The 19,443-nt window shown below is 72.5% G+C and carries 17 protein-coding genes and 1 riboswitch; of the genes, 12 read left to right on the forward strand and 5 right to left on the reverse strand.

The genetic code is table 11. From position 1 onward, the window contains the following. The first annotated feature begins 27 nt into the window (after positions 1-27). Positions 28-1,725 carry an NAD(P)/FAD-dependent oxidoreductase gene (locus OG553_RS28340; RefSeq protein ID WP_125818232.1) on the forward strand — a complete coding sequence of 566 codons (1,698 nt, stop codon included), beginning with the start codon at positions 28-30 and terminating at the stop codon, positions 1,723-1,725. A gap of 451 nt (positions 1,726-2,176) precedes the next feature. Here OG553_RS28340 and OG553_RS28345 read toward each other — a convergent pair whose 3' ends face one another. The 3 genes from OG553_RS28345 to OG553_RS28355 all read right to left on the reverse strand — a co-directional run bounded on the left by OG553_RS28345 (position 2,177) and on the right by OG553_RS28355 (position 5,661). Continuing rightward, complete coding sequence (locus OG553_RS28345) at positions 2,177-2,854, reverse strand: DUF5995 family protein (RefSeq protein WP_405981673.1); 678 nt, start codon at positions 2,852-2,854, stop codon at positions 2,177-2,179. A gap of 76 nt (positions 2,855-2,930) precedes the next feature. Further along, positions 2,931-4,343 carry a uracil-xanthine permease family protein gene (locus OG553_RS28350; RefSeq protein WP_405983162.1) on the reverse strand — a complete coding sequence of 471 codons (1,413 nt, stop codon included), beginning with the start codon at positions 4,341-4,343 and terminating at the stop codon, positions 2,931-2,933. 103 nt (positions 4,344-4,446) lie between these two features. Beyond that, positions 4,447-5,661, reverse strand: coding sequence for an MFS transporter (locus OG553_RS28355; RefSeq protein WP_405981674.1), 1,215 nt, complete (start codon positions 5,659-5,661; stop codon positions 4,447-4,449). 56 nt (positions 5,662-5,717) lie between these two features. On the opposite strand from OG553_RS28355, the gene OG553_RS28360 reads away from it, so the two are divergent. Next, on the forward strand, positions 5,718-6,884 hold the full coding sequence (locus OG553_RS28360; RefSeq protein ID WP_405981675.1) for an ROK family transcriptional regulator: 1,167 nt from the start codon (positions 5,718-5,720) through the stop codon (positions 6,882-6,884). 9 nt (positions 6,885-6,893) lie between these two features. Here the strand turns inward: OG553_RS28360 and OG553_RS28365 are convergent, their stop codons facing one another. Then, positions 6,894-7,631, reverse strand: coding sequence for an SDR family oxidoreductase (locus tag OG553_RS28365; RefSeq protein ID WP_405981676.1), 738 nt, complete (start codon positions 7,629-7,631; stop codon positions 6,894-6,896). A gap of 160 nt (positions 7,632-7,791) precedes the next feature. After that, complete coding sequence (locus tag OG553_RS28370; protein ID WP_405981677.1) at positions 7,792-10,137, reverse strand: chitinase C-terminal domain-containing protein; 2,346 nt, start codon at positions 10,135-10,137, stop codon at positions 7,792-7,794. A gap of 298 nt (positions 10,138-10,435) precedes the next feature. Further along, positions 10,436-10,565, forward strand: a riboswitch (FMN riboswitch). 151 nt (positions 10,566-10,716) lie between these two features. Between OG553_RS28370 and ribD the strand changes: the two genes are divergently transcribed. From ribD to OG553_RS28420, 10 genes are all read left to right on the forward strand, one after another. Continuing rightward, the gene (gene ribD / locus OG553_RS28375) at positions 10,717-11,847 is read left to right on the forward strand and encodes a bifunctional diaminohydroxyphosphoribosylaminopyrimidine deaminase/5-amino-6-(5-phosphoribosylamino)uracil reductase RibD (RefSeq protein ID WP_405981678.1); all 1,131 of its coding nucleotides are present in this window, start codon (positions 10,717-10,719) and stop codon (positions 11,845-11,847) included. Further along, positions 11,848-12,471, forward strand: a complete 624-nt coding sequence (locus tag OG553_RS28380) for a riboflavin synthase (RefSeq protein WP_405981679.1) — start codon at positions 11,848-11,850, stop codon at positions 12,469-12,471. Continuing rightward, the gene (locus OG553_RS28385; RefSeq protein ID WP_405981680.1) at positions 12,468-13,121 is read left to right on the forward strand and encodes a nicotinamide riboside transporter PnuC; all 654 of its coding nucleotides are present in this window, start codon (positions 12,468-12,470) and stop codon (positions 13,119-13,121) included. Before OG553_RS28380 ends, OG553_RS28385 begins: the two co-directional genes overlap by 4 nt. Further along, complete coding sequence (locus OG553_RS28390; RefSeq protein WP_405981681.1) at positions 13,118-14,413, forward strand: bifunctional 3,4-dihydroxy-2-butanone-4-phosphate synthase/GTP cyclohydrolase II; 1,296 nt, start codon at positions 13,118-13,120, stop codon at positions 14,411-14,413. The genes OG553_RS28385 and OG553_RS28390 overlap by 4 nt, the downstream gene beginning before the upstream one ends. A 63-nt stretch (positions 14,414-14,476) precedes the next feature. After that, positions 14,477-14,962 (forward strand): 6,7-dimethyl-8-ribityllumazine synthase, encoded by a 486-nt coding sequence (ribH, locus tag OG553_RS28395; RefSeq protein WP_007262951.1) that lies wholly within the window; start codon positions 14,477-14,479, stop codon positions 14,960-14,962. A gap of 58 nt (positions 14,963-15,020) precedes the next feature. After that, positions 15,021-15,302: a phosphoribosyl-ATP diphosphatase gene (locus OG553_RS28400; RefSeq protein WP_362467458.1), complete on the forward strand. Its 282-nt coding sequence runs from the start codon at positions 15,021-15,023 to the stop codon at positions 15,300-15,302. Between the two features lie 98 nt (positions 15,303-15,400). Continuing rightward, entirely contained in the window at positions 15,401-16,249 is an 849-nt protein-coding gene (hisG, locus tag OG553_RS28405) for an ATP phosphoribosyltransferase (protein WP_405981682.1), read from the forward strand. Between the two features lie 117 nt (positions 16,250-16,366). Then, a complete protein-coding gene (locus OG553_RS28410; RefSeq protein ID WP_405981683.1) occupies positions 16,367-16,831 on the forward strand; it encodes a PH domain-containing protein in 465 nt (154 codons plus the stop codon). 199 nt (positions 16,832-17,030) lie between these two features. Next, complete coding sequence (locus tag OG553_RS28415) at positions 17,031-18,398, forward strand: hemolysin family protein (RefSeq protein WP_405981684.1); 1,368 nt, start codon at positions 17,031-17,033, stop codon at positions 18,396-18,398. Then, on the forward strand, positions 18,395-19,435 hold the full coding sequence (locus OG553_RS28420) for a hemolysin family protein (RefSeq protein WP_405981685.1): 1,041 nt from the start codon (positions 18,395-18,397) through the stop codon (positions 19,433-19,435). Before OG553_RS28415 ends, OG553_RS28420 begins: the two co-directional genes overlap by 4 nt. Positions 19,436-19,443: the final 8 nt, after the last annotated feature.

Consider the following 19,443-nt stretch of genomic DNA (forward strand, 5'->3'; position numbering starts at 1 on the left):
TGCTCTGCCGCAAGGAGACGTGCCCCCATGACGTCCACGGTGCCCACCACCGCCGTTCCGCACAGCGACGGCCAGCCCCCGATCACCATGTTCGGGCCGGACTTCCCGTACGCCTACGACGACTTCCTCGCCCACCCGGCGGGCCTGGGCCAGATACCGGCGACCGAGCACGGCACCGAGGTCGCCGTCATCGGCGGCGGCCTGTCCGGCATCATCTCCGCCTACGAGCTGATGAAGATGGGCCTCAAGCCCGTCGTGTACGAGGCCGACCAGATCGGCGGCCGCCTGCGCACCGTCGGCTTCGAGGGCGCCGGCACCGAGGGCCTCACCGCGGAGATGGGCGCCATGCGCTTCCCGCCGTCCTCCACCGCGCTGCAGCACTACATCGACCTCGTGGGCCTGCAGACCCAGCCCTTCCCGAACCCGCTGTCCGAGGCCACCCCCTCCACGGTCGTGGACCTCAAGGGCGAGACCCACTACGCCGAGACCATCGCCGACCTCCCGCAGGTCTACCGCGACGTCGCCGCCGCGTGGAACGCCTGCCTCGACGAGGGCGCCGACTTCTCCGACATGAACACCGCGATGCGCGAGCGGGACGTCCCGCGCATCCGCGAGATCTGGGCGAAGCTCGTCGAGAAGCTCGACGACGAGACCTTCTACGGCTTCCTCTGCAAGTCCGAGGCCTTCAAGTCCTTCCGCAAGCGCGAGATCTTCGGCCAGGTCGGCTTCGGCACCGGCGGCTGGGACACCGACTTCCCGAACTCCATCCTGGAGATCCTGCGCGTCGTCTACACCGAGGCGGACGACCACCACCGCGGCATCGTCGGCGGCTCGCAGCAGCTGCCGCTGCGCCTGTGGGAGCGCGAGCCCGAGAAGATCCTGCACTGGGCCCAGGGCACGTCCCTGTCCTCCCTGCACGACGGCACCCCGCGCCCGGCGGTCACCCGCCTGCACCGCACGGCCGGCAACCGGATCACCGTCACCGACGCGTCGGGCGACATCCGCACCTACCGCGCGGCGATCTTCACGGCCCAGTCGTGGATGCTGCTGTCGAAGATCGCGTGCGACGACACGCTCTTCCCGATCGACCACTGGACGGCGATCGAGCGCACCCACTACATGGAGTCCTCGAAGCTCTTCATCCCCGTCGACCGGCCGTTCTGGCTGGACAAGGACGAGGAGACGGGCCGCGACGTCATGTCGATGACGCTGACCGACCGCATGACCCGCGGTACGTACCTGCTGGACAACGGCCCGGACCAGCCGGCCGTGATCTGCCTGTCGTACACCTGGTGCGACGACAGCCTGAAGTGGCTGCCGCTGTCCGCGAACGAGCGGATGGAGGTCATGCTGAAGTCCCTCGGCGAGATCTACCCCAAGGTCGACATCCGCCGCCACATCATCGGCAACCCGGTGACCGTGTCCTGGGAGAACGAGCCCTACTTCATGGGCGCGTTCAAGGCCAACCTGCCGGGTCACTACCGCTACCAGCGGCGCCTGTACACCCACTTCATGCAGGACCGCCTCCCCGAGGACAAGCGCGGCATCTTCCTCGCGGGCGACGACATCTCCTGGACGGCCGGCTGGGCCGAGGGTGCGGTGCAGACCGCGCTGAACGCCGTCTGGGGCGTCATGCACCACCTGGGCGGGTCCACGGACGCCGCCAACCCGGGCCCGGGCGACGTCTTCGACGAGATCGCCCCGGTGGAACTCCCCGAGGATTAGCCCCTCTTGACGCACCGCTCGCGCGGTGCGGCGCCAGGGCGCCTTACCGGCTTCGCGCCGCTGCGCCGGACTCCGTCCGGCGTGGGCGGGGCGGGGCCGGTTCGTGCGTCCGGGGCCGGTGGGTCGGGTGCGGGTGGTGTGCCGCTGCGCGGGGCCGGTCCCCTACCTCCCCCAGACTCCGTCCGGGGGGACCCCCACTTCCACCGTTCCCAGGGGCTCCGCCCCTGACCCCGTACGCCTCAAACGCCGGCGGGGCTATGAATAGCCCCGCCGGCGTTTGAGGCGCTGGGGGTCCCCCCAGCGGTAGCTGGGGGAGGGTCTGGGGGCGGAGCCCCCAGGGGGTCCGGGGCGCAGCCCCGGGGAACGGGCGAAGGGTGGGGCGGGGAGCAGCCCGCGCAGCGGCGACCGGCGGCGCCACCGGTACGGCCGGGCAGCCCCGCGCAGCGGAGGGTCACCACGCGCCCGGGCCGCACCGCGCAGCGGAGCGGCGGGCCGTCGGAGTGAGGAGGCAGCGCCCGACCAGGCCGACACCTGCGTCGAGGGACTCCTCGAACTCCTCCGCGAGCTCGGGGGAGCGGCGCAGCGTCCACAGCAGACGGGCCGACGCCCAGGCCCCCGCCCGGGCCCGCTCCAGGCTCCAGGAGCCCAGCAGGTGCGTCAGCGGGTCGGCGACCTCCAGCAGGTCCGGGCCGGGCATCAGGTCCTCCCGGATGCGTTCCTCCAGGGAGACCAGGGTGTCTCCGACCTGGTGGAAGTCGGCTTCGAGGGCCGCCGGCGGGCAGTCCAGCGCGCGGCAGGCGGACACCACCGCGAGGGCCAGGTCGTGCCCGATGTGGGCGTTGATCCCGGCCAGCGCGTGCTGGAGCGGCCGTACGCCCGGGTGGCGCCGGTACTGGAGCAGCGGGCGCCAGCAGGCCGGCGCCCGGTCCGCCTCCACCGCCGTCAGGTACCGCTCGGCGAACCGCACGGCCAGGGTCTGCGCCCGCCGCGGCGCCGGGAACTCGCCCTGGCCGATCCGCCGGTGCAGGGTCTGCGTCACGGTCATGTACACCCGGTTGAAGACGGCCACACCGTCCTGCGCGGGGAGCCGCTCGTCGAGGGCGCGCATCCGCGCGAGTACCGCTTCCATGCAAGGCAGCGTCCCAGCCGGGACGGCCCGCGCGGGGAACTTGGCCGTGCGCTTCGCCGGTTCGGGCGAAGCCCCGTCAACCGCGCTTGTCGCCCCCGGCCCCGGTGTCCGTGTCCGCGTCGGCGTCGTAGTCCGACGTGCCGGAGTCCAGCAGCGGCTCCTGCTCCTTCAGGTGTGCGGGGGCGAAGTAGCGCAGCGCGTGGTAACCGGTGATCACCACGATCGTGCCGAGCGCGATGCCGCCCAGCTCGAAGCTGTCGGTGAAGTGCAGCTTGACCCCGCCGACGCCGATGATGATGCCCGCCGCGGCCGGCACCAGGTTCAGCGGATTGCGCAGGTCCACCCGGGCGTTCAGCCAGATCTGCGCGCCGAGCAGGCCGATCATGCCGTACAGGATCACGGTGATGCCGCCCAGCACCCCGCCGGGGATCGCGGCCACGACCGCGCCGAACTTGGGGCAGAGCCCGAAGAGCAGGGCGAATCCGGCCGCCGCCCAGTAGGCCGCCGTGGAGTAGACGCGGGTGGCGGCCATGACGCCGATGTTCTCGGAGTACGTGGTGTTCGGCGGGCCGCCGACCGCCGTGGACAGCATGGAGGCCGCGCCGTCGGCGGCGATGGCGGTGCCGAGCTTGTCGTCGAGCGGGTCACCGGTCATCTCGCCGACGGCCTTGATGTGCCCGGCGTTCTCGGCGATCAGCGCGATCACCACCGGCAGCGCGATCAGGATGGCCGACCACTCGAAGGACGGCGCGTGGAAGGACGGCAGCCCGATCCAGTCGGCCTTGCCCACGCCCGAGAGGTCCAGCCGCCAGTGGTCCACCGCCTCGAGCCCGCCCACCGTCGAGTGGATCTTGCCGAAGACCAGGTCGAAGACCCAGGAGACGGCGTACCCGAACACCAGGCCCAGGAAGATCGCGATGCGCGACCAGAAACCGCGCAGGCAGACCACCGCGAGTCCGGTGAACAGCATGGTCAGCAGCGCCGTCCACTGGTCCTGCGGCCAGTACGTCGAGGCCGTCACCGGCGCCAGGTTGAAGCCGATCAGCATCACGACCGCGCCGGTGACCACGGGCGGCATCGCCGCGTGGATGATCCGCGCCCCGAACCGCTGGACGGCCAGGCCCGCCAGGAACAGTGCCGCGCCGACGACGAAGACCGCGCCGGTGACCACCGCGCTGTCCCCGCCACCGGCCCGGATCGCCGCCGCGACGCCCACGAAGGAGAGCGAGCAGCCCAGGTAGGAGGGGACCCGGCCGCGCGTCGCGAGGAGGAAGATCACCGTCGCGATGCCCGACATCATGATCGCCAGGTTCGGGTCCAGGCCCATGAGGACCGGGGCGACGAAGCTGGCACCGAACATCGCCACGACGTGCTGGGCACCGAGCCCGGCGGTGCGCGGCCACGACAGCCGCTCCTCGGGCCGCACCACCGCGCCGGGAGCGGGCGTCCGCCCGTCTCCGTGCAGGGTCCAGCGCACGCCGAAGCCCATGTCCCACCACTTCCGTTCCGTCGGCCGATCAAGGATCCTGGCCGCCTGCCGGTGGATCTCCCGGATCATCCGTGGAGATCACCGCAGCGGGCCAGCGCATATATTACGGCCGGATAGGGGCTGGTTCGTCCCGGTTGGCGGGACCGGCCGCGCCCGGTACCCGGCCGGTCCGCAGCACCCCCGCCGCCGCGGTCAGCGCGCAGGCCAGCAGGGTGACCAGCCCGAACGAAACCACCAGCGAGGTGGCGTCCGCCACCGCCCCGATCGCCGACGGCGCGATCAGCCCCGAGGTGTAGGTGATCGTGGCGACCCCGGCGATGGCCTGGGCCGGAGCCGGCCCGCTGCGGGCCGCGGCCGCGAAGGCCAGCGGCACCACCACCGCGATGCCGAGCCCGATCAGGGCGAAGCCCGCCATGGCCGCCGCCGGATGCCGCACGCCGACCACCACCAGCCCGCCCGCGACGGCCAGCACCCCGCCCGTCCGTACGGTCCGCACCGCCCCGAACCGGTCCACCACCCGGTCCCCGGCCAGCCGGGCCAGGGCCATGGTCAGCGCGAACGCCGTGGTGGAGGCGGCGGCCGGACCGGCCGCCGTGCCCAGCACGTCCCGCAGGTACACCGCCGACCAGTCCAGGCTCGCCCCCTCCGCGAAGACCGCGCAGAATCCCACCCCGCCGATCAGCAGCGCCGCCTTCGGGGGCCGGGCGAACCGCGGCGGGGCCTCCTCCTCGTGCTCGGCGCGCAGGTCCAGCACCCCGCGTACGGCGACCAGCCCGGCGGCGGTCAGCGCCAGTGCCGCGACCAGGTGGTGCAGCCGGGCGTCGGCCCCCGCGTGCGCGGCGACCGTACCGGCGGCCGAACCCAGCAGCGCGCCCACGCTCCACATGCCGTGCAGCGAGGACATGATCGAGCGGCCGAGCCGGTTCTCCGTCTCCACGCCGAGGGCGTTCATCGCCACGTCGGACATCCCGGCCGTGGCCCCGTAGACGAAGAGGGCCCCGCACAGGGTCCACAGGTTCGGGGCCAGGCCCGGCAGGACCAGCGACAGGGTCCACAGCGCCAGCAGTCCGCGCAGGGCGGCGCGGGCGCCGAACCGGTGGCTGATCCGGCCGGCCAGCGGCATCGCCAGCGCCGCGCCGAGGGCCGGGAAGCCGAGGGCCAGGCCCAGGGTGCCCGAGCCGAGCTGGGCGTGCTCCTGGATCCAGGGGATGCGCGTGGCGAAGGAGCCGGTGACGGCGCCGTGGACGCAGAAGACGGCGGCGATCGCGAAGCGGGCGTGGCGCAGGCGCGCCGGGCTGAGGTCGGGTTCCCCGGTCATGGCCATTAAACTATCAGGGAGCCTGCCTGATAGTTAGAGTCCTTTCCCTCCCTAAGATGGGCGCCGTGACCCCTGCCAAGGTGCTGACCCCCGCCGCGACGGCCGCGCCGTCCCCCGCCTCGCCGAGCACGGCCCGGGCCATCAACGACCGCCTCGCCCTCGAACTCCTCCAGGAGGAGGGGCCCCTGACGGCCGCCCAGCTCAAGCGGCTGACCGGACTGTCCCGCCCCTCCGTCGCCGACCTCGTCGAGCGGCTCGGGGCGGCCGGCCTCATCGAGGTCGTGGGGGAGTCCGGCGAGCAGCGCCGCGGCCCCAACGCCCGGCTGTACGGGATCGTCGCCGGCCGCGCCCACCTGGCCGCCCTGGACGTACGGACCGACAGCGCGACCGCCGTCGTCACCGACCTCCTCGGCCACCCGCTGGCCCGCGCCTCCCTGCCCGTCGACGCGGTCGGCGAGGCCGTGGCCCGGCTGGCGGAGCTGGCCCGGGAGGCCGGCGCCCGCGAGCTGCACACCGTCGTCGTCGGCGCCCCCGGGCTGGTCGCCCCGGCGAGCGGCGAACTGCGCGACACCGGCGGGCTGCCCGCCTGGCACCGGGACCTGGTGGCCGCCCTCCAGGAGGCCCTGCCCGCGAGGGTGGTGGTGGAGAACGAGACCAACCTGGCGGCCCTCGCCGAGCAGCGCGTCGGCGCCGCCCGGGACCTGGACTCCTTCGTGCTGCTGTGGCTCGGCGCGGGCGTCGGCGCCGCCGTCGTCCTGGACGGGCGGCTGCGCAGGGGCGCCTCCGGCGGGGCCGGCGAGATCGGCTTCCTGCCCGTCCCCGGGACCACCGGGCTGCCCTCCGCCACGGACTGCGGAGGCGGCTTCCACTCCCTGGCCGGACGTGCGGCGGTGGCCGCCCTGGCGGCGGAACACGGCTTCACCGGGCCCGTGGAGGAGGCGGTGGCCGGAGCGGCGGGGGAGGTCTTCCTCGACGCCCTCGCCGAACGGCTCTCCCTCGGGGCGGCGGCCGTCGCCGCCGTCCTGGACCCGGGCTGCGTGGTCCTCGGCGGGGAGCTCGGCCGCGCGGGCGGCCCCGGCCTCGCCGCCCGCGTCGCGGACCGGCTGGCCGCCCTGGCCCCCGTCCCGACGGAGGTCCGCGCCACCGTGCTGGGCGGCCCGGCCGTCCTGGAGGGAGCCCGCCTCGCCGCCCGCGCGGCCGCCCAGGACGAGCTGTTCGGCTGAGCCCCCGGCTCACTTCCTCCGCTGCAGGAACTCCCCGAAGGTGATCCGGCCCACCGCCCGCTCGGGGGCCAGGTTCCCGCCGCGCCGGAAGCCCGCGTACGCCTTGCCCGCGAGCGGCAGCGGGACCACCCGCCGCCTGCTCCCGGTCGCCGCGAGGTAGGCGCGGCCCCACTCCGCGAGCGTGCGGGTCTCCGGGCCGCCCATGTCCGGCACCCGGCCCGCGGGTGTGGGCACGGCCAGCTCCGCGAGCCGGTCCGCCACCTCCTCGACGGCCACCGGCTGGACCCGTACACCGCCCGGCAGCGGCACGACCGGCAGCTTCGCCGCCGTTGCCACCACCTGTGCCACCAGGTCGTGGAACTGGGTCGTGCGCAGGACGGTCACGCCCAGCCCGGAGTCCTCCAGCATCCGCTCCACCCGGCGCTTCACCGCGTAATAGCCGAGCGGCACCACGTCCACCCCGACGATCGAGATGTAGACGATGTTGGTGACGGTCCCGCTGCGCCGGGCCGCCGCGATCAGGTGCCGGGCCGCGACGTCGTCGCCGCCACGCGGCGAGCTGGCGCAGTGCACCACCACCCGCGCGCCCGCCGTCGCCGCGTCCAGCCCGCTGCCGTCGCGCAGGTCCACGGGGAACTCGGGGGAGTGCCGGCTCAGGACCCGGACCTCGTGGCCCCGGCCCCGCAGCCGGTCGACCACCAGTGCCCCGAGGTTCCCGGTGCCGCCGGTGACGAGGATCGTGCTCATGGGGGTGTCCTTCCGCGTGGGAGTGCCTTCCCCCAGGTGACAGAACAGGGCCGCGGAATGTGACGTGCCGCGCGCCGGGGGCCCCGTACGCGCGAGGACCCGGTGGCCGCCGGGCCACCGGGTCCTCACTCACTCATTCACTCGTGCTCGGCTGCCGGGGTCAGCAGGCGCCCTGGTCCTTCCAGACGCCCCACTGGCCGGTGGTGCCGGGCTCCTCGTTCTGCGTCCACCACTGGGCCTTCCAGGTGTGGCCCTTGTGCGAGACCACGGTCCCCGAGTTGTAGACCGTGCCCGCCACGTACGCCGGGGAGGTGCAGGTCCCGGGGGTGGTCGGCGGGGTCGTCGGGGGAGTGGTGGGCGGGGTGGTCGGCGGGGTGCTGCCGCCGCCCGGCTCGCCGGTGGTGGTGCCTCGCGCCAGGTCACCGGCGAGGGCGTAGGTGGTGCCCGAGATGTTCACGGTCCAGTTGGAGGGCGTGGACACCGGCAGGTAGTAGTTGAACGCCAGGTCGACCGAGGCGCCGGGGGCCAGCGTCTGCCAGGCCGGGAGCTTCAGGGAGACCCGCTGGAAGTCGCCCTTCAGGCCGCCGACGTTGTTGCCGCTGTGGCCGGTGGCGATCACCTTCGTACCGAAGCCGGACTGGTCCGAGGCGTTGGCCGGGGCCGAGGTGCCGTAGTCGAACTGGAACTCGGTGCCGCCGGGCAGCGTGCTCTTCGTGTTGTTGGTGATCTTGAGCTTCGGGGTGATCGGGTAGTTGGAGTCGCCCAGCTTGAACTCGGTGAACTCCGTCTTGATGTCCACGGCCTGCGTCGGCAGGGCGGTGGCGCCCGCCTTCTTCGCACCGTACGGGGTGGCGGCCTTGAACTTGTCGTACATCAGCGAGGTGAGGGTGTCGCCCGTCTCGTACTGGCCCTTGGCCGCGTTGTAGGCGTAGTCGCCGGCCAGCTCCCAGACCATCGTGCCGCCGATGCCCTTGTCGACCACGTAGTCGGCCTTGGCCGCCACCGACTGCTCGTCCTCCGTCGACAGGAAGACCTTCTTCTGCGCGTTCCACAGCCACGGCGCCACGAGCGTGGAGTCGTACTTGCGTGCGTAGCTGCCGGTCAGGGTGGTGTTCGCGGGGAAGCCGTACTTGGTGACGTAGTCGCCGACGACGCCCTTCTCCAGGTTCTTGGCGTGCCACATCGGGTTGGAGCCCGCCGGGGACTCGACCCCGTTGGCGTCCTTGTCGTGCCACAGGTTGTCGATGCCGACCGCGCCGTCACCGCACTTGGTCAGACCGGCGCCCGCCGGGCAGCTGGTGGCCGGGGCCTTGCCCCACAGGCCGTCCGTGCCGCCCTGCACGTTCTTGAAGCCGCGGGTGTAGTACGGCAGGCCGATGTTGATCCGGCCCGACGGCATCGAACCGCGGAAGTAGTGGTAGGCCCAGTCGGTGTTGAGGTAGCCGACGCCGCCGTACTGGGAGGTGGAGTAGACGCCCGCGGCCGCCAGCTCGGCGTCCTTGCCGTCGTCGAAGAGCGAGGCGTTGGGGCCGACGTACTCGTTCCAGGCGCCGTGCAGGTCGTAGGACATGATGTTGACGTAGTCCAGGTACTTCTGCATCTGGAACGTCTCCATGCCCCGCAGCAGGTAGCCGGAGGAGGGGGCGGCGACGGAGAGCAGGTAGTGCTTGCCGTCGGCGGCGCCCGCGCGGTCGAGCTTCTCGCGCAGGGTCTTCATGAGGACGTCGTAGCCCTTGACCAGTCCGGCCCGGCGGGCGTTGGACAGCTGCCAGTCCAGGGGGTTGCCGGCGTCCTTCATGGTGGTCGGGTACTCGTAGTCGATGTCGACGCCGTTGAACCCGTACTTGCGGATGAACTCCACCGAGGAGTCCGCGAAGGTCTCGATGCCCGCCTGGTTGACCGAGCCGTCGGCGTTGGTGGCCATCGAGTAGAAGCCGCCGGAGGCGACCCGGTTGCCGTCGTCTCCGAAGTAGCCGCCGGTCTCCGCCCAGCCGCCGACCGAGATCAGCGTCTTCACGTTCGGGTACTGCTTCTTGAACTTGTTCAGCAGGTTGAAGTGGCCCTTGTACGGGAGGGCCGGGTCCATCTCTGCCCCCGCGACGCCCGGCCAGGTCATCCCGGTGGCGGCGTTGTTCGCGTTGTCCGCGCCGACCGAGACCTTGTTGTCGGCGCCGACGTGGGCGAAGGCGTAGTTCAGGTGGGTGACCTTGGACCACGGGATGTTGTTGGCGAGGTAGGCGGGGCTGCCGTCCTTGCCGGTGCGCCAGCCGGTGAAGTAGCCGATGACGCGGCGCTGGTGGTCGGCGCCCATCTTCTCGCGGCCTTCGGAGTCGTAGACCGAGCAGTACGGGACGTCGACGCCGGTCGTCTTGTAGAGCCCGTCCGGGCGACAAGTCTCGTTGTCGGCGGCGTGCGAGACGCCGGCCGAGAGCCCGCCGACCAGCAGTCCGGCGATCGCGGCGCCGGATGCCAGGAGCATCGCTCTCGTACGTGTGGGGGACAGCATGGTGCCTCCTGGGGAGGGGAGGATGGCAGGGCCAAAGTGCGGCAACAGGCAGAAAAGTGGCGCTGGTTGGCCCGTGACGTGCGCACGTCGGCAGGCCGGCTCCCGGGGAAGATGAAGGGAACGTTAAGAGGACTAGACCAACCCGTCAATAGGTCTGGACCAAAGCTGCGCAGGGAGGGATCGCGACACCGGTGGCGCAATAGGAACGCTCAAGGAAGGCGTTCCTGTGAGCCAGGCCACAGCGCTTCACCCGCATGGCCCCCGATCCCCCGTGGCACACTGGGCCTAGTACCAGTAGCAGCGCACTCCGGGGTCGGTGTAATTCCGAACCGGCGGTATAGTCCGCGACCCGTCCGCATCCAGCGGCCGGTTGACCAGGTGAAATTCCTGGACCGACGGTTAAAGTCCGGATGGGAGGCAGTGCGCGGCGGGCCAGTCACCGGTACGCCGCCGTCGGCGGTCCATCGGCGTATTCCCAGCGGATACGTGTCGGACGGACCGTTTTCCCGGCCTCGGCGTCCCCGCGTGCGCTACCCGCTTCATCTGTCGTATCCCGACAGGCCCCGGAGTCCGTGCCCGATGAGGCAGGAGGACCCGGTGGCGACACACGCCGCGCAGGCAGCACCCGACCCGAGCATCACCGCGATGCGCCGGGCCATCGAGCTGGCCTCCCGCGGACTCGGCTCCACCAGCCCCAACCCCGTCGTCGGCTGCGTCATCACCGACCCCGCGGGCGCCGTCGTCGGCGAAGGCTGGCACGAGCGGGCCGGCGGCCCGCACGCCGAGGTCCACGCCCTGCGCGCGGCGGGAGACGCCGCCCGCGGCGGCACCGCCTACGTCACCCTCGAACCCTGCAACCACACCGGTCGTACGGGCCCCTGCGCGCAGGCCCTCATCGACGCCGGCATCGCCCGCGTGGTCTACGCCGTCTCCGACCCGGACCCGCAGGCCCGCGGCGGCGGAGCCACCCTGCGCGCCGCCGGGATCGCCACCGGGGCGGGGCTCCTGGCCGACGAGGCCGAGCAGGGCAACGCCGCCTGGCTGACCTCCGTACGCCTCGGCCGTCCCCACGTCACCTGGAAGTACGCCGCCACCCTCGACGGCCGCAGCGCCGCCGAGGACGGCAGCAGCCGCTGGATCACCTCCCCCGAGTCCCGCGCCGACGTCCACCGGCTGCGCGCCGAGGCGGACGCGGTCCTCGTCGGCGGCGGCACCCTGCGCGCCGACGACCCCCACCTCGCCGTCCGCGGGGTCGAAGGCGCCGTCCAGCCGCTGCGCGTCGCCCTCGACACCCGCGCCGGCCTCCCGGCGACCGCCCGCATCCTCGACGACGCCGGCCCCACCCTGATCGTCACCGGCGAGGACGCCGACACCGCGCACCTGCCCGGCACCGAGGTGCTCCGGCTGCCGCTGCGCGACGGCCGCCTCCCCCTCGACCGCCTCCTCTCCGAGCTGTACGGGCGCGGCGTGCGCTCCGTCCTCCTCGAAGGCGGCCCCACCCTCGCCGGAGCCTTCCTGGAGGCCGGGGCCGTCGACCGCGTCGTCGGCTACATCGCCCCGGCCCTCCTCGGCGCCGGCCCCGCCGCCCTCGCCGGCGCCGGCATCACGAACATCGCCCGCGCGGTGCGCCTCGACATCACCGAGGCCGTCCGCACCGGCCCCGATCTGCGCATCACCGCCGTCCCCACCAACGCCCCCAAGGAGCACTGAGTGTTCACCGGAATCGTCGAAGAACTGGGCGAGGTCACCGCCGTCGAGCAGCTCGCCGAGGCCTCCCGCTTCCGCCTGCGCGGCCCCGTCGTCACCGACGGCGCCAAGCACGGCGACTCGATCGCCGTCAACGGTGTCTGCCTGACCGTGGTCGAGACCGAGGACGGCGAGTTCACCGCCGACGTCATGCAGGAGACCCTCAACCGCTCCAGCCTCGGCGCCCTCGCCGCCGGCTCCCGGGTCAACCTGGAGCGCCCGATGGCCCTCGGCGGCCGGCTCGGCGGCCACCTCGTGCAGGGACACGTGGACGGCACCGGCCGGATCATCTCCCGCACCCCCTCGGAGCACTGGGAGATCGTCAAGGTCTCGCTGCCGGAGAACCTCGCAAGGTACGTCGTAGAGAAGGGCTCTATCACTGTGGACGGCGTCAGCCTCACCGTGGTCGAGGCCGCCGCCGACTACTTCACCATCAGCCTCATCCCCACCACCCTCGCGCTGACCACCCTCGGCATCAAGCAGAGCGGCGACCCGGTCAACCTCGAGGTCGACGTCCTCGCGAAGTACGTCGAGCGCCTGCTGGCCGCCGGCGTGAACCCCCTCCACGCGAAGGAGACGGAGCAGTGACCGCCCTGACCTGGCTCAACACCCAGGCCTTCGAGGTGTTCGGCCAGAAGGTCATCTGGTCCGACATGATCGGCAACCTGATGGGCCTGGCCGCCCTCGCCCTCGGCTGGCGCCGCTCCATATGGACCTGGCCCGCCCAGCTCCTCTCCGGCCTGATCCTGGTCGCCGCCTACGCTTCCGCCCACCTCGCGGGCGGCGTCGGCAAGCAGCTCCTGGTGATCTCCGTCGCCGTCTGGGGCTGGCGCGCCTGGCAGCTCGGCCGGCAGAAGGCCCAGGACGGATCCATCGCCGTGCGCACCGCCACCTGGAAGGAGCGCGGACTGCTCCTCGCCGGGGCGGCCGCCGGCACCCTCGCCGTGGGCGGCCTGTTCACCCTCTTCCCGAACCTGTCGTGGAGCCCGTGGGCCGACGCCTACATCTTCGTCGGCACGATCGTCGCGATGGTGGCCCAGGCCCGCGGCCTGGTCGAGTTCTGGTTCGCCTGGCTCCTCGTCGACCTCGTCGGCGTCCCCCTCGCCTTCAACAGCGGCCTGGCCTTCTCCGGCCTCGTCTACGTCGTCTACTTCGCGCTCGTCCTGTGGGGCGCCTACGACTGGTACCAGCGTTCGCGCACCACCCCCGCCCCGGCCCTCGAAGGAGCAACGGCATGACCACCATCCTCAAGTCCGTGCCGGACGCGGACGACCAGGAGACCTTCCGCCTCGACCCCGTCGAGCAGGCCATCCGCGACATCGCCGCCGGCCGCCCCGTGGTCGTCGTCGACGACGAGGACCGCGAGAACGAGGGCGACCTCGTCATCGCCGCCGAGAAGGCCACCCCCGAGATCGTCGCGTTCATGATGAGCGAGTGCCGGGGCCTGATCTGCGCGCCGATGGAGGGCCCCGAGCTGGAGCGCCTGGAGCTCCCGCAGATGGTCCAGAACAACACCGAGTCGATGAAGACCGCCTTCACCGTCTCCGTCGACGCCACCGCCGCGCACGGCGTCACCACCGGCATCTCCGCCGCCGACCGCGCCACCACCCTGCGGCTGCTGGCCAACGGCACCTCCGAGGCCGGCGACTTCGTCCGCCCCGGCCACATCTTCCCGCTGCGCGCCAAGCCCGGCGGCGTCCTGGTCCGCAACGGCCACACCGAGGCCGCCGTCGACCTCGCCCGCCTCGCGGGCCTGCGCCCGGCCGGCGCCATCGTGGAGATCGCCGGCGAGGACGGGGTCATGCTGCGGCTGCCCGAGCTGATCCCCTTCGCCCGCAAGCACGGCCTGACGATCATCTCCATCGAGGACCTGATCGCCTACCGCCGCTCCTCCGAGCCGACCGTGCGCCGCGAGGCCGAGGTCAGCCTGCCGACCGCCGCCGGCGAGTTCACGGCGTACGGCTACCGCTCCACCGTCGACGGCGTCGAGCACGTCGCCCTCGTCCACGGGGAGATCGGCGACGGCAAGGACGTCCTGGTCCGGATGCACTCCGAGTGCCTGACCGGCGACATCTTCCAGTCCCAGCGCTGCGACTGCGGCCCCCAGCTCCAGGCCGCCATGGCCAAGGTCCAGTCCGAGGGCCGCGGGGTCATCGTCTACCTGCGCGGGCACGAGGGCCGCGGCATCGGACTGCTGTCCAAGATGCGCGCCTACGAGCTCCAGGAGCGCGGCCGCGACACCCTGGACGCCAACCTGGAACTGGGCCTGCCCGCCGACGCCCGCGACTACGGCGCCGGCGCCCAGATCCTCGCCGACCTGGGCGTGCACACCGTCCGGCTGCTGACCAACAACCCCGACAAGGCAGCCGCCCTGGAGGACCACGGCATCTCCGTCGCCGGCCGGGAGCCCATGCCCGTCGAGGCCGGCGAGCACAACCTGCGGTACCTGCGCACCAAGCGGGACCGGATGGGCCACGACCTGCCCTGGCTGGAGGGTGCCGTACCCACCTCCGCCTGCGGCAACCAGTAGCCGGCAACCAAGAACCACGCAGACACACCACTCGTACGAACCGAAACACCGAGGAGCAGAGCTGTGAGCGGCAAGGGCGCACCCGAACTGAGCGTGAAGAACTGCGGAGACCTCCGGGTGGCCGTGATCGCGGCCCAGTGGCACGAGAAGGTCATGGACGGTCTGGTCGACGGCGCCCTGCGGGCCCTGCACGAACTGGGCATCGACGAGCCCACCCTGCTCCGCGTCCCCGGCAGCTTCGAGCTCCCGGTCGTGGCGAAGGTGCTGGCCGGCCGCGGCTACGACGCCATCGTCGCCCTCGGCGTGGTCATCCGCGGCGGCACCCCGCACTTCGACTACGTGTGCCAGGGCGTCACCCAGGGCCTGGTGCAGGTGTCGATCGACACCGGAGTCCCCGTCGGCTTCGGCGTCCTGACCTGCGACAACGACGAGCAGGCGCTGGACCGCGCCGGACTTGAGGGCTCCAACGAGGACAAGGGGCACGAAGCGGTCACCGCCGCCGTCTCCACCGCCATGACCCTGCGCACCGTCAGCGAACCCTGGCGGTAGTCCAAGGAGTGAACCCGGGCACCGGCGGACGGGGGAGAGCCCGTACTCTAAGGGCATCATGGCGAACGAACCCACCAAGAGCTTCGAAGAGCTCTTCACGGAGCTCCAGCACAAGGCCGCCAACGGCGACCCCAGCACCTCCCGCACCGCCGAGCTCGTCGGCAAGGGCGTCCATGCCATCGGCAAGAAGATCGTCGAGGAGGCCGCCGAAGTCTGGATGGCCGCCGAGTACGAGGGCAAGGACGCCGCCGCCGAGGAGATCTCCCAGCTGCTCTACCACGTCCAGGTGATGATGGTGGCGCGCGGGATCTCCCTCGACGACGTCTACGCGCACCTCTAGGCCGGAGCCCGCAGTACCGGAGCTCGCATTACCGGAGCCCGCAGTACCGGGGCTCCCGCCCGCCCACACCCTTCGCAACTACGCACAAAAGGAAGCCCATGCTGCGCATCGCCGTCCCCAACAAGGGTTCACTCTCCGGACCGGCGTCGGCGATGCTCCATGAGGCCGGCTACCGCCAGCGCAAGGAGTCGAAGGAACTCGTCACGGTCGACCCCGACAACGAGGTCGAGTTCTTCTACCTCCGCCCGAAGGACATCGCGATCTACGTCGCCTCGGGCAAGCTGGACATCGGCATCACCGGCCGCGACCTGCTGCTCGACTCCGGCGCCAACGCCGAGGAGATCCTGCCGCTGAACTTCGGCCGGTCCACCTTCCGCTACGCCACCAAGCCCGGCACCGCCAAGGGCCCCGAGGACTTCGGCGGGATGACGATCGCCACCTCCTACGAGGGGATCGTCGCCAAGCACCTCGCCGACCAGGGCATCGACGCCTCCGTCGTCCACCTGGACGGCGCCGTCGAGACCGCCATCGAGCTCGGCGTCGCCCAGGTCATCGCCGACGTCGTCGAGACCGGCACCAGCCTGCGCAACGCCGGCCTGGAGGTCATCGGCGAGCCGATCCTCAAGTCCGAGGCCACCGTCATCCGCCGCACCGGCGCCGACAACGAGGACCCCAAGGTCGCGCAGTTCCTGCGCCGCCTCCAGGGCGTCCTCGTCGCCCGCAGCTACGTGATGATGGACTACGACTGCCGCGCCGAGCACCTGGAGCGCGCCGTAGCCCTCACCCCGGGCCTGGAGTCCCCGACGATCTCCCCGCTCCACAACGAGGGCTGGGTCGCGGTCCGCGCCATGGTCCCCGCCAAGGAGGCCCAGCGGATCATGGACGACCTGTACGAGCTCGGCGCGCGCGCGATCCTCACCACCTCGATCCACGCCTGTCGCCTCTAGGACGGTCCCGCCGGCGAGGGGTCCCACCCGGACCCCTCCCGGCCCCGCCGCCCACCCGTACGGCGCACCACCCCCGCGCCGTCCTCCCGTACGCCACCCCAGAAGGCCCAGCGCACCATGAGCGAGTCCGCCGCCCACCCCGCAACCCCCGCCCTGCCGGTCACCTTCCGGCCGAACCGCACCCGGGCGGTGCTGCTCAGCGTCGGGACCGCCATGTTCGCCACCATCACGGCGATCGCGCTCCTCCTGGAGAACCTCAGCCCCGGCGAGCGGGTCAGCTTCGTCTTCACCGCCGCCCTGATGGCCTCCGTCCTCGTCCTGCTCAGCCGCCCCAAGGTGGTCGCGGACGAGACCGGCGTCACCGTGGTGAACCTCACCACCACCCGCCGCCTGGAGTGGGCGCAGATCCTCCGCGTCAACCTCCGCCCCGGCGACCCGTGGGTCTTCCTCGACCTCAACGACGGCACCAGCCTGCCCGTCCTCGGCATCCAGCCCGGCGTGGCCAAGGCCCGCGCCATCGGCGACGCCCGCGCCCTGCGCGCCCTCGCCGAAACCCGCGGAACCGGCACAAACGACCACTGACCCGGCCGGGCCCCGTCGCTGCGTCCCATTGCGGCGGCGATCTCAATGACTACCCTGGTGGCGGGGCGCGCCCGTGCGCCCTCCCACCGCCCCGGGACCCCGTGGCCCGTGGGCACCTGCGACCAGAGGAGTGACTCCCTCCAGCAATGGACGGATCGTCCGGTAGTACCCGCGCCGCCCTCCCCACGGAGGCGGCGGCATGACCATCCCGCTACTGCTGCTCGTGGCGGCCTTCGCACTGATCCTCGCCAACGGTTTCTTCGTGGCGGCCGAGTTCGGCCTCGTCACCGTAGAGAAGCCCGAGGCCGAGCGCGCCGCAGCCGAGGGCGACCGCCGTGCCCGCACGGTCGTCGAAGCCCTGCGGGAGCTGTCCTTCCAGCTCTCCGGCACCCAGCTCGGCATCACCATCACCTCACTCGTCGTCGGCATGCTCGCCGAACCGGCCCTCGCCGCCCTGCTGTCGGGGCCGCTCTCCGCCACCGGCCTGCCCGCCGGAGCCGTCTCCGGCATCGCCGTCTTCACCGGCATGCTGCTCGCCTCCGCCGTGCAGATGGTCGTCGGCGAGCTCGTACCGAAGAACTGGGCGGTCTCCCGGCCGCTCCAGGTGGCCCGCTTCGTGGCCGGCCCGCAGCAGGCCTTCTCGCGGGCCTTCCGGCCCGTCATCGCCGGCCTCAACTCCGTCGCCAACCGCCTCGTGCGGGCCCTCGGAGTGGAGCCCGCCGAGGAGATGGCCTCCGCCCGCACCCCCGGCGAACTGGTCTCCCTGGTCCGCCACTCGGCCCAGGCCGGCGCCCTCGAACAGGACACCGCCGACCTCTTCGTACGGACCCTGTCGCTGGGCGAGCTCACCGCCCAGCACGTCATGACCCCCCGGGTGAAGGTCAGCGCCCTCCAGGACACGGCCACCGCGGCCGACGTGCTGAACCTGACCCGAGCCACCGGCCTGTCCCGCTTCCCGGTCTACCGCGAGCGCATCGACGAGGTCACCGGCGTCGTCCACCTCAAGGACGCCCTCGCCGTGCCCGAGTCCGAACGCGCCCGCACCTCCGTCGGCCGGATCTGCGTCGCCCCGCTGCTGGTACCCGGCTCCCTGCCGGTCCAGCCGCTGCTGGAACGGCTGCGCAGCGAACAGCCGATGGCCGTGGTCGTCGACGAGTACGGCGGCACCGCCGGCGTGGTCACCCTGGAGGACATCGTGGAGGAACTCGTCGGAGAGGTCCGCGACGAGCACGACCTCGCCGAGGACGACAGCCCCGAACTGGCCGCCGTACCCGGCGAGGACGGCCGGCCGTCCTGGGAGGCCGACGGCAGCTGCCGCGTGCACACCCTGCGCCGGATAGGCCTCGAAGTGCCCGAGGGGCCCTACGAGACCGTCGCCGGGCTCGTGGCCGACCTCCTCGGCCGGATCCCCTCCCCCGGGGACCGGGCCGAGCTGCCCGGCTGGAGGCTGTCCGTCCGCCAGGTCCGGCGCAACCGCGCCGAGCGGGTCCGTCTGGTGCGCCTCACGGCGGTACCGGCCCCCGCGAGCGGCCGCCCGGCCGCCGAGCTGGAAGGCGCCGCCCGGTGAACGCGCTCCAGCTCCTCTTCGCCCTGCTGCTCGTCCTGGCCAACGGCTTCTTCGTCGGCGCCGAGTTCGCGCTCGTCTCCGTACGCCGCAGCCAGATCGAGCCGCTCGCCGCGGAGTCCAAGCGGGCCCGCCAGGTGCTGTACGGCCTGGAGAACCTGCCGCGCATGATGGCCGCCGCCCAGTTCGGCATCACCATGTGCTCGCTCACCCTCGGCGCCGTCGCCGAGCCCACGGTGGCCCGGCTGCTGGAGCCCGTCTTCCACGCCCTGCACGTGCCCGAGGGCCTGATCCACCCCCTCGGCTACGTGGTCGCCCTGTCGGCGGTGGTCTTCCTGCACCTGGTCATCGGCGAGATGCTCCCGAAGAACCTCGCCATGGCCGCCCCGGAGAAGACCTCCCTGTGGTTCAGCCCCGGGCTGGTCGCCTTCGCCCGCGTCTGCGGCCCCGTCACCACGGCGCTCGGAGCGTGCGCGGCGCTCGTCCTGCGGCTGTTCAAGGTCGAGCCGAAGGACGAGGTCGAGGCCGTCTACACCAGCGCTCAGCTGGGCCGGCTGGTGGAGGACTCCCGGCAGGCCGGGCTCCTCGAACCGGTCGAGCAGGAGCGCCTGGAGGACGCCCTGGAACTGGGCAGCCGCCCGGTCACCGACGTCCTGCTCCGCCGGGACCGCCTGGTCACGGTGGGCCCGGCCGTCACCCCCCGGCAGATCGAACAGCTGACGGTCAGGACCGGCTACTCCCGCTTCCCCGTCCGCTCCGACACCGGGGCCTTCATGGGGTACCTCCACGTCAAGGACGTCCTCGACCTGGACGACCGCGAGCGGGCGGTGCCGCAGCGGGTGTGGCGCCGGATGACCACGCTGTGCTCCACCCTCCCGCTGGACGACGCCCTCAGCGTCATGCGCCGCGACGCCACCCACCTGGCCCAGGTGGCCGACCCGTCGGGCCGGATCCTGGGCCTGGTGGCCCTGGAGGACGTCCTCGAAATGCTGGTCGGCGAGGTCCGCGACCCCGCCCACCGGCCCTTCGCCCGCGCCTGACCCGGTCC

This window comes from Streptomyces sp. NBC_00158 (assembly GCF_045160885.1).
Taxonomy (GTDB): Bacteria; Actinomycetota; Actinomycetes; order Streptomycetales; family Streptomycetaceae; genus Streptomyces.

What these genes read in the sequence shown, in the direction of transcription:
- OG553_RS28340 (WP_125818232.1), top strand. Translation starts at nt 28, where the DNA reads ATGACGTCCACGGTGCCCACCACCGCCGTTCCGCACAGCGACGGCCAG.
- OG553_RS28345 (WP_405981673.1), bottom strand. Translation starts at nt 2,854, where the DNA reads ATGGAAGCGGTACTCGCGCGGATGCGCGCCCTCGACGAGCGGCTCCCC.
- OG553_RS28350 (WP_405983162.1), bottom strand. Translation starts at nt 4,343, where the DNA reads ATGGGCTTCGGCGTGCGCTGGACCCTGCACGGAGACGGGCGGACGCCC.
- OG553_RS28355 (WP_405981674.1), bottom strand. Translation starts at nt 5,661, where the DNA reads ATGACCGGGGAACCCGACCTCAGCCCGGCGCGCCTGCGCCACGCCCGC.
- OG553_RS28360 (WP_405981675.1), top strand. Translation starts at nt 5,718, where the DNA reads ATGGGCGCCGTGACCCCTGCCAAGGTGCTGACCCCCGCCGCGACGGCC.
- OG553_RS28365 (WP_405981676.1), bottom strand. Translation starts at nt 7,631, where the DNA reads ATGAGCACGATCCTCGTCACCGGCGGCACCGGGAACCTCGGGGCACTG.
- OG553_RS28370 (WP_405981677.1), bottom strand. Translation starts at nt 10,137, where the DNA reads ATGCTGTCCCCCACACGTACGAGAGCGATGCTCCTGGCATCCGGCGCC.
- ribD (WP_405981678.1), top strand. Translation starts at nt 10,717, where the DNA reads ATGAGGCAGGAGGACCCGGTGGCGACACACGCCGCGCAGGCAGCACCC.
- OG553_RS28390 (WP_405981681.1), top strand. Translation starts at nt 13,118, where the DNA reads ATGACCACCATCCTCAAGTCCGTGCCGGACGCGGACGACCAGGAGACC.
- OG553_RS28400 (WP_362467458.1), top strand. Translation starts at nt 15,021, where the DNA reads ATGGCGAACGAACCCACCAAGAGCTTCGAAGAGCTCTTCACGGAGCTC.
- hisG (WP_405981682.1), top strand. Translation starts at nt 15,401, where the DNA reads ATGCTGCGCATCGCCGTCCCCAACAAGGGTTCACTCTCCGGACCGGCG.
- OG553_RS28410 (WP_405981683.1), top strand. Translation starts at nt 16,367, where the DNA reads ATGAGCGAGTCCGCCGCCCACCCCGCAACCCCCGCCCTGCCGGTCACC.
- OG553_RS28415 (WP_405981684.1), top strand. Translation starts at nt 17,031, where the DNA reads ATGACCATCCCGCTACTGCTGCTCGTGGCGGCCTTCGCACTGATCCTC.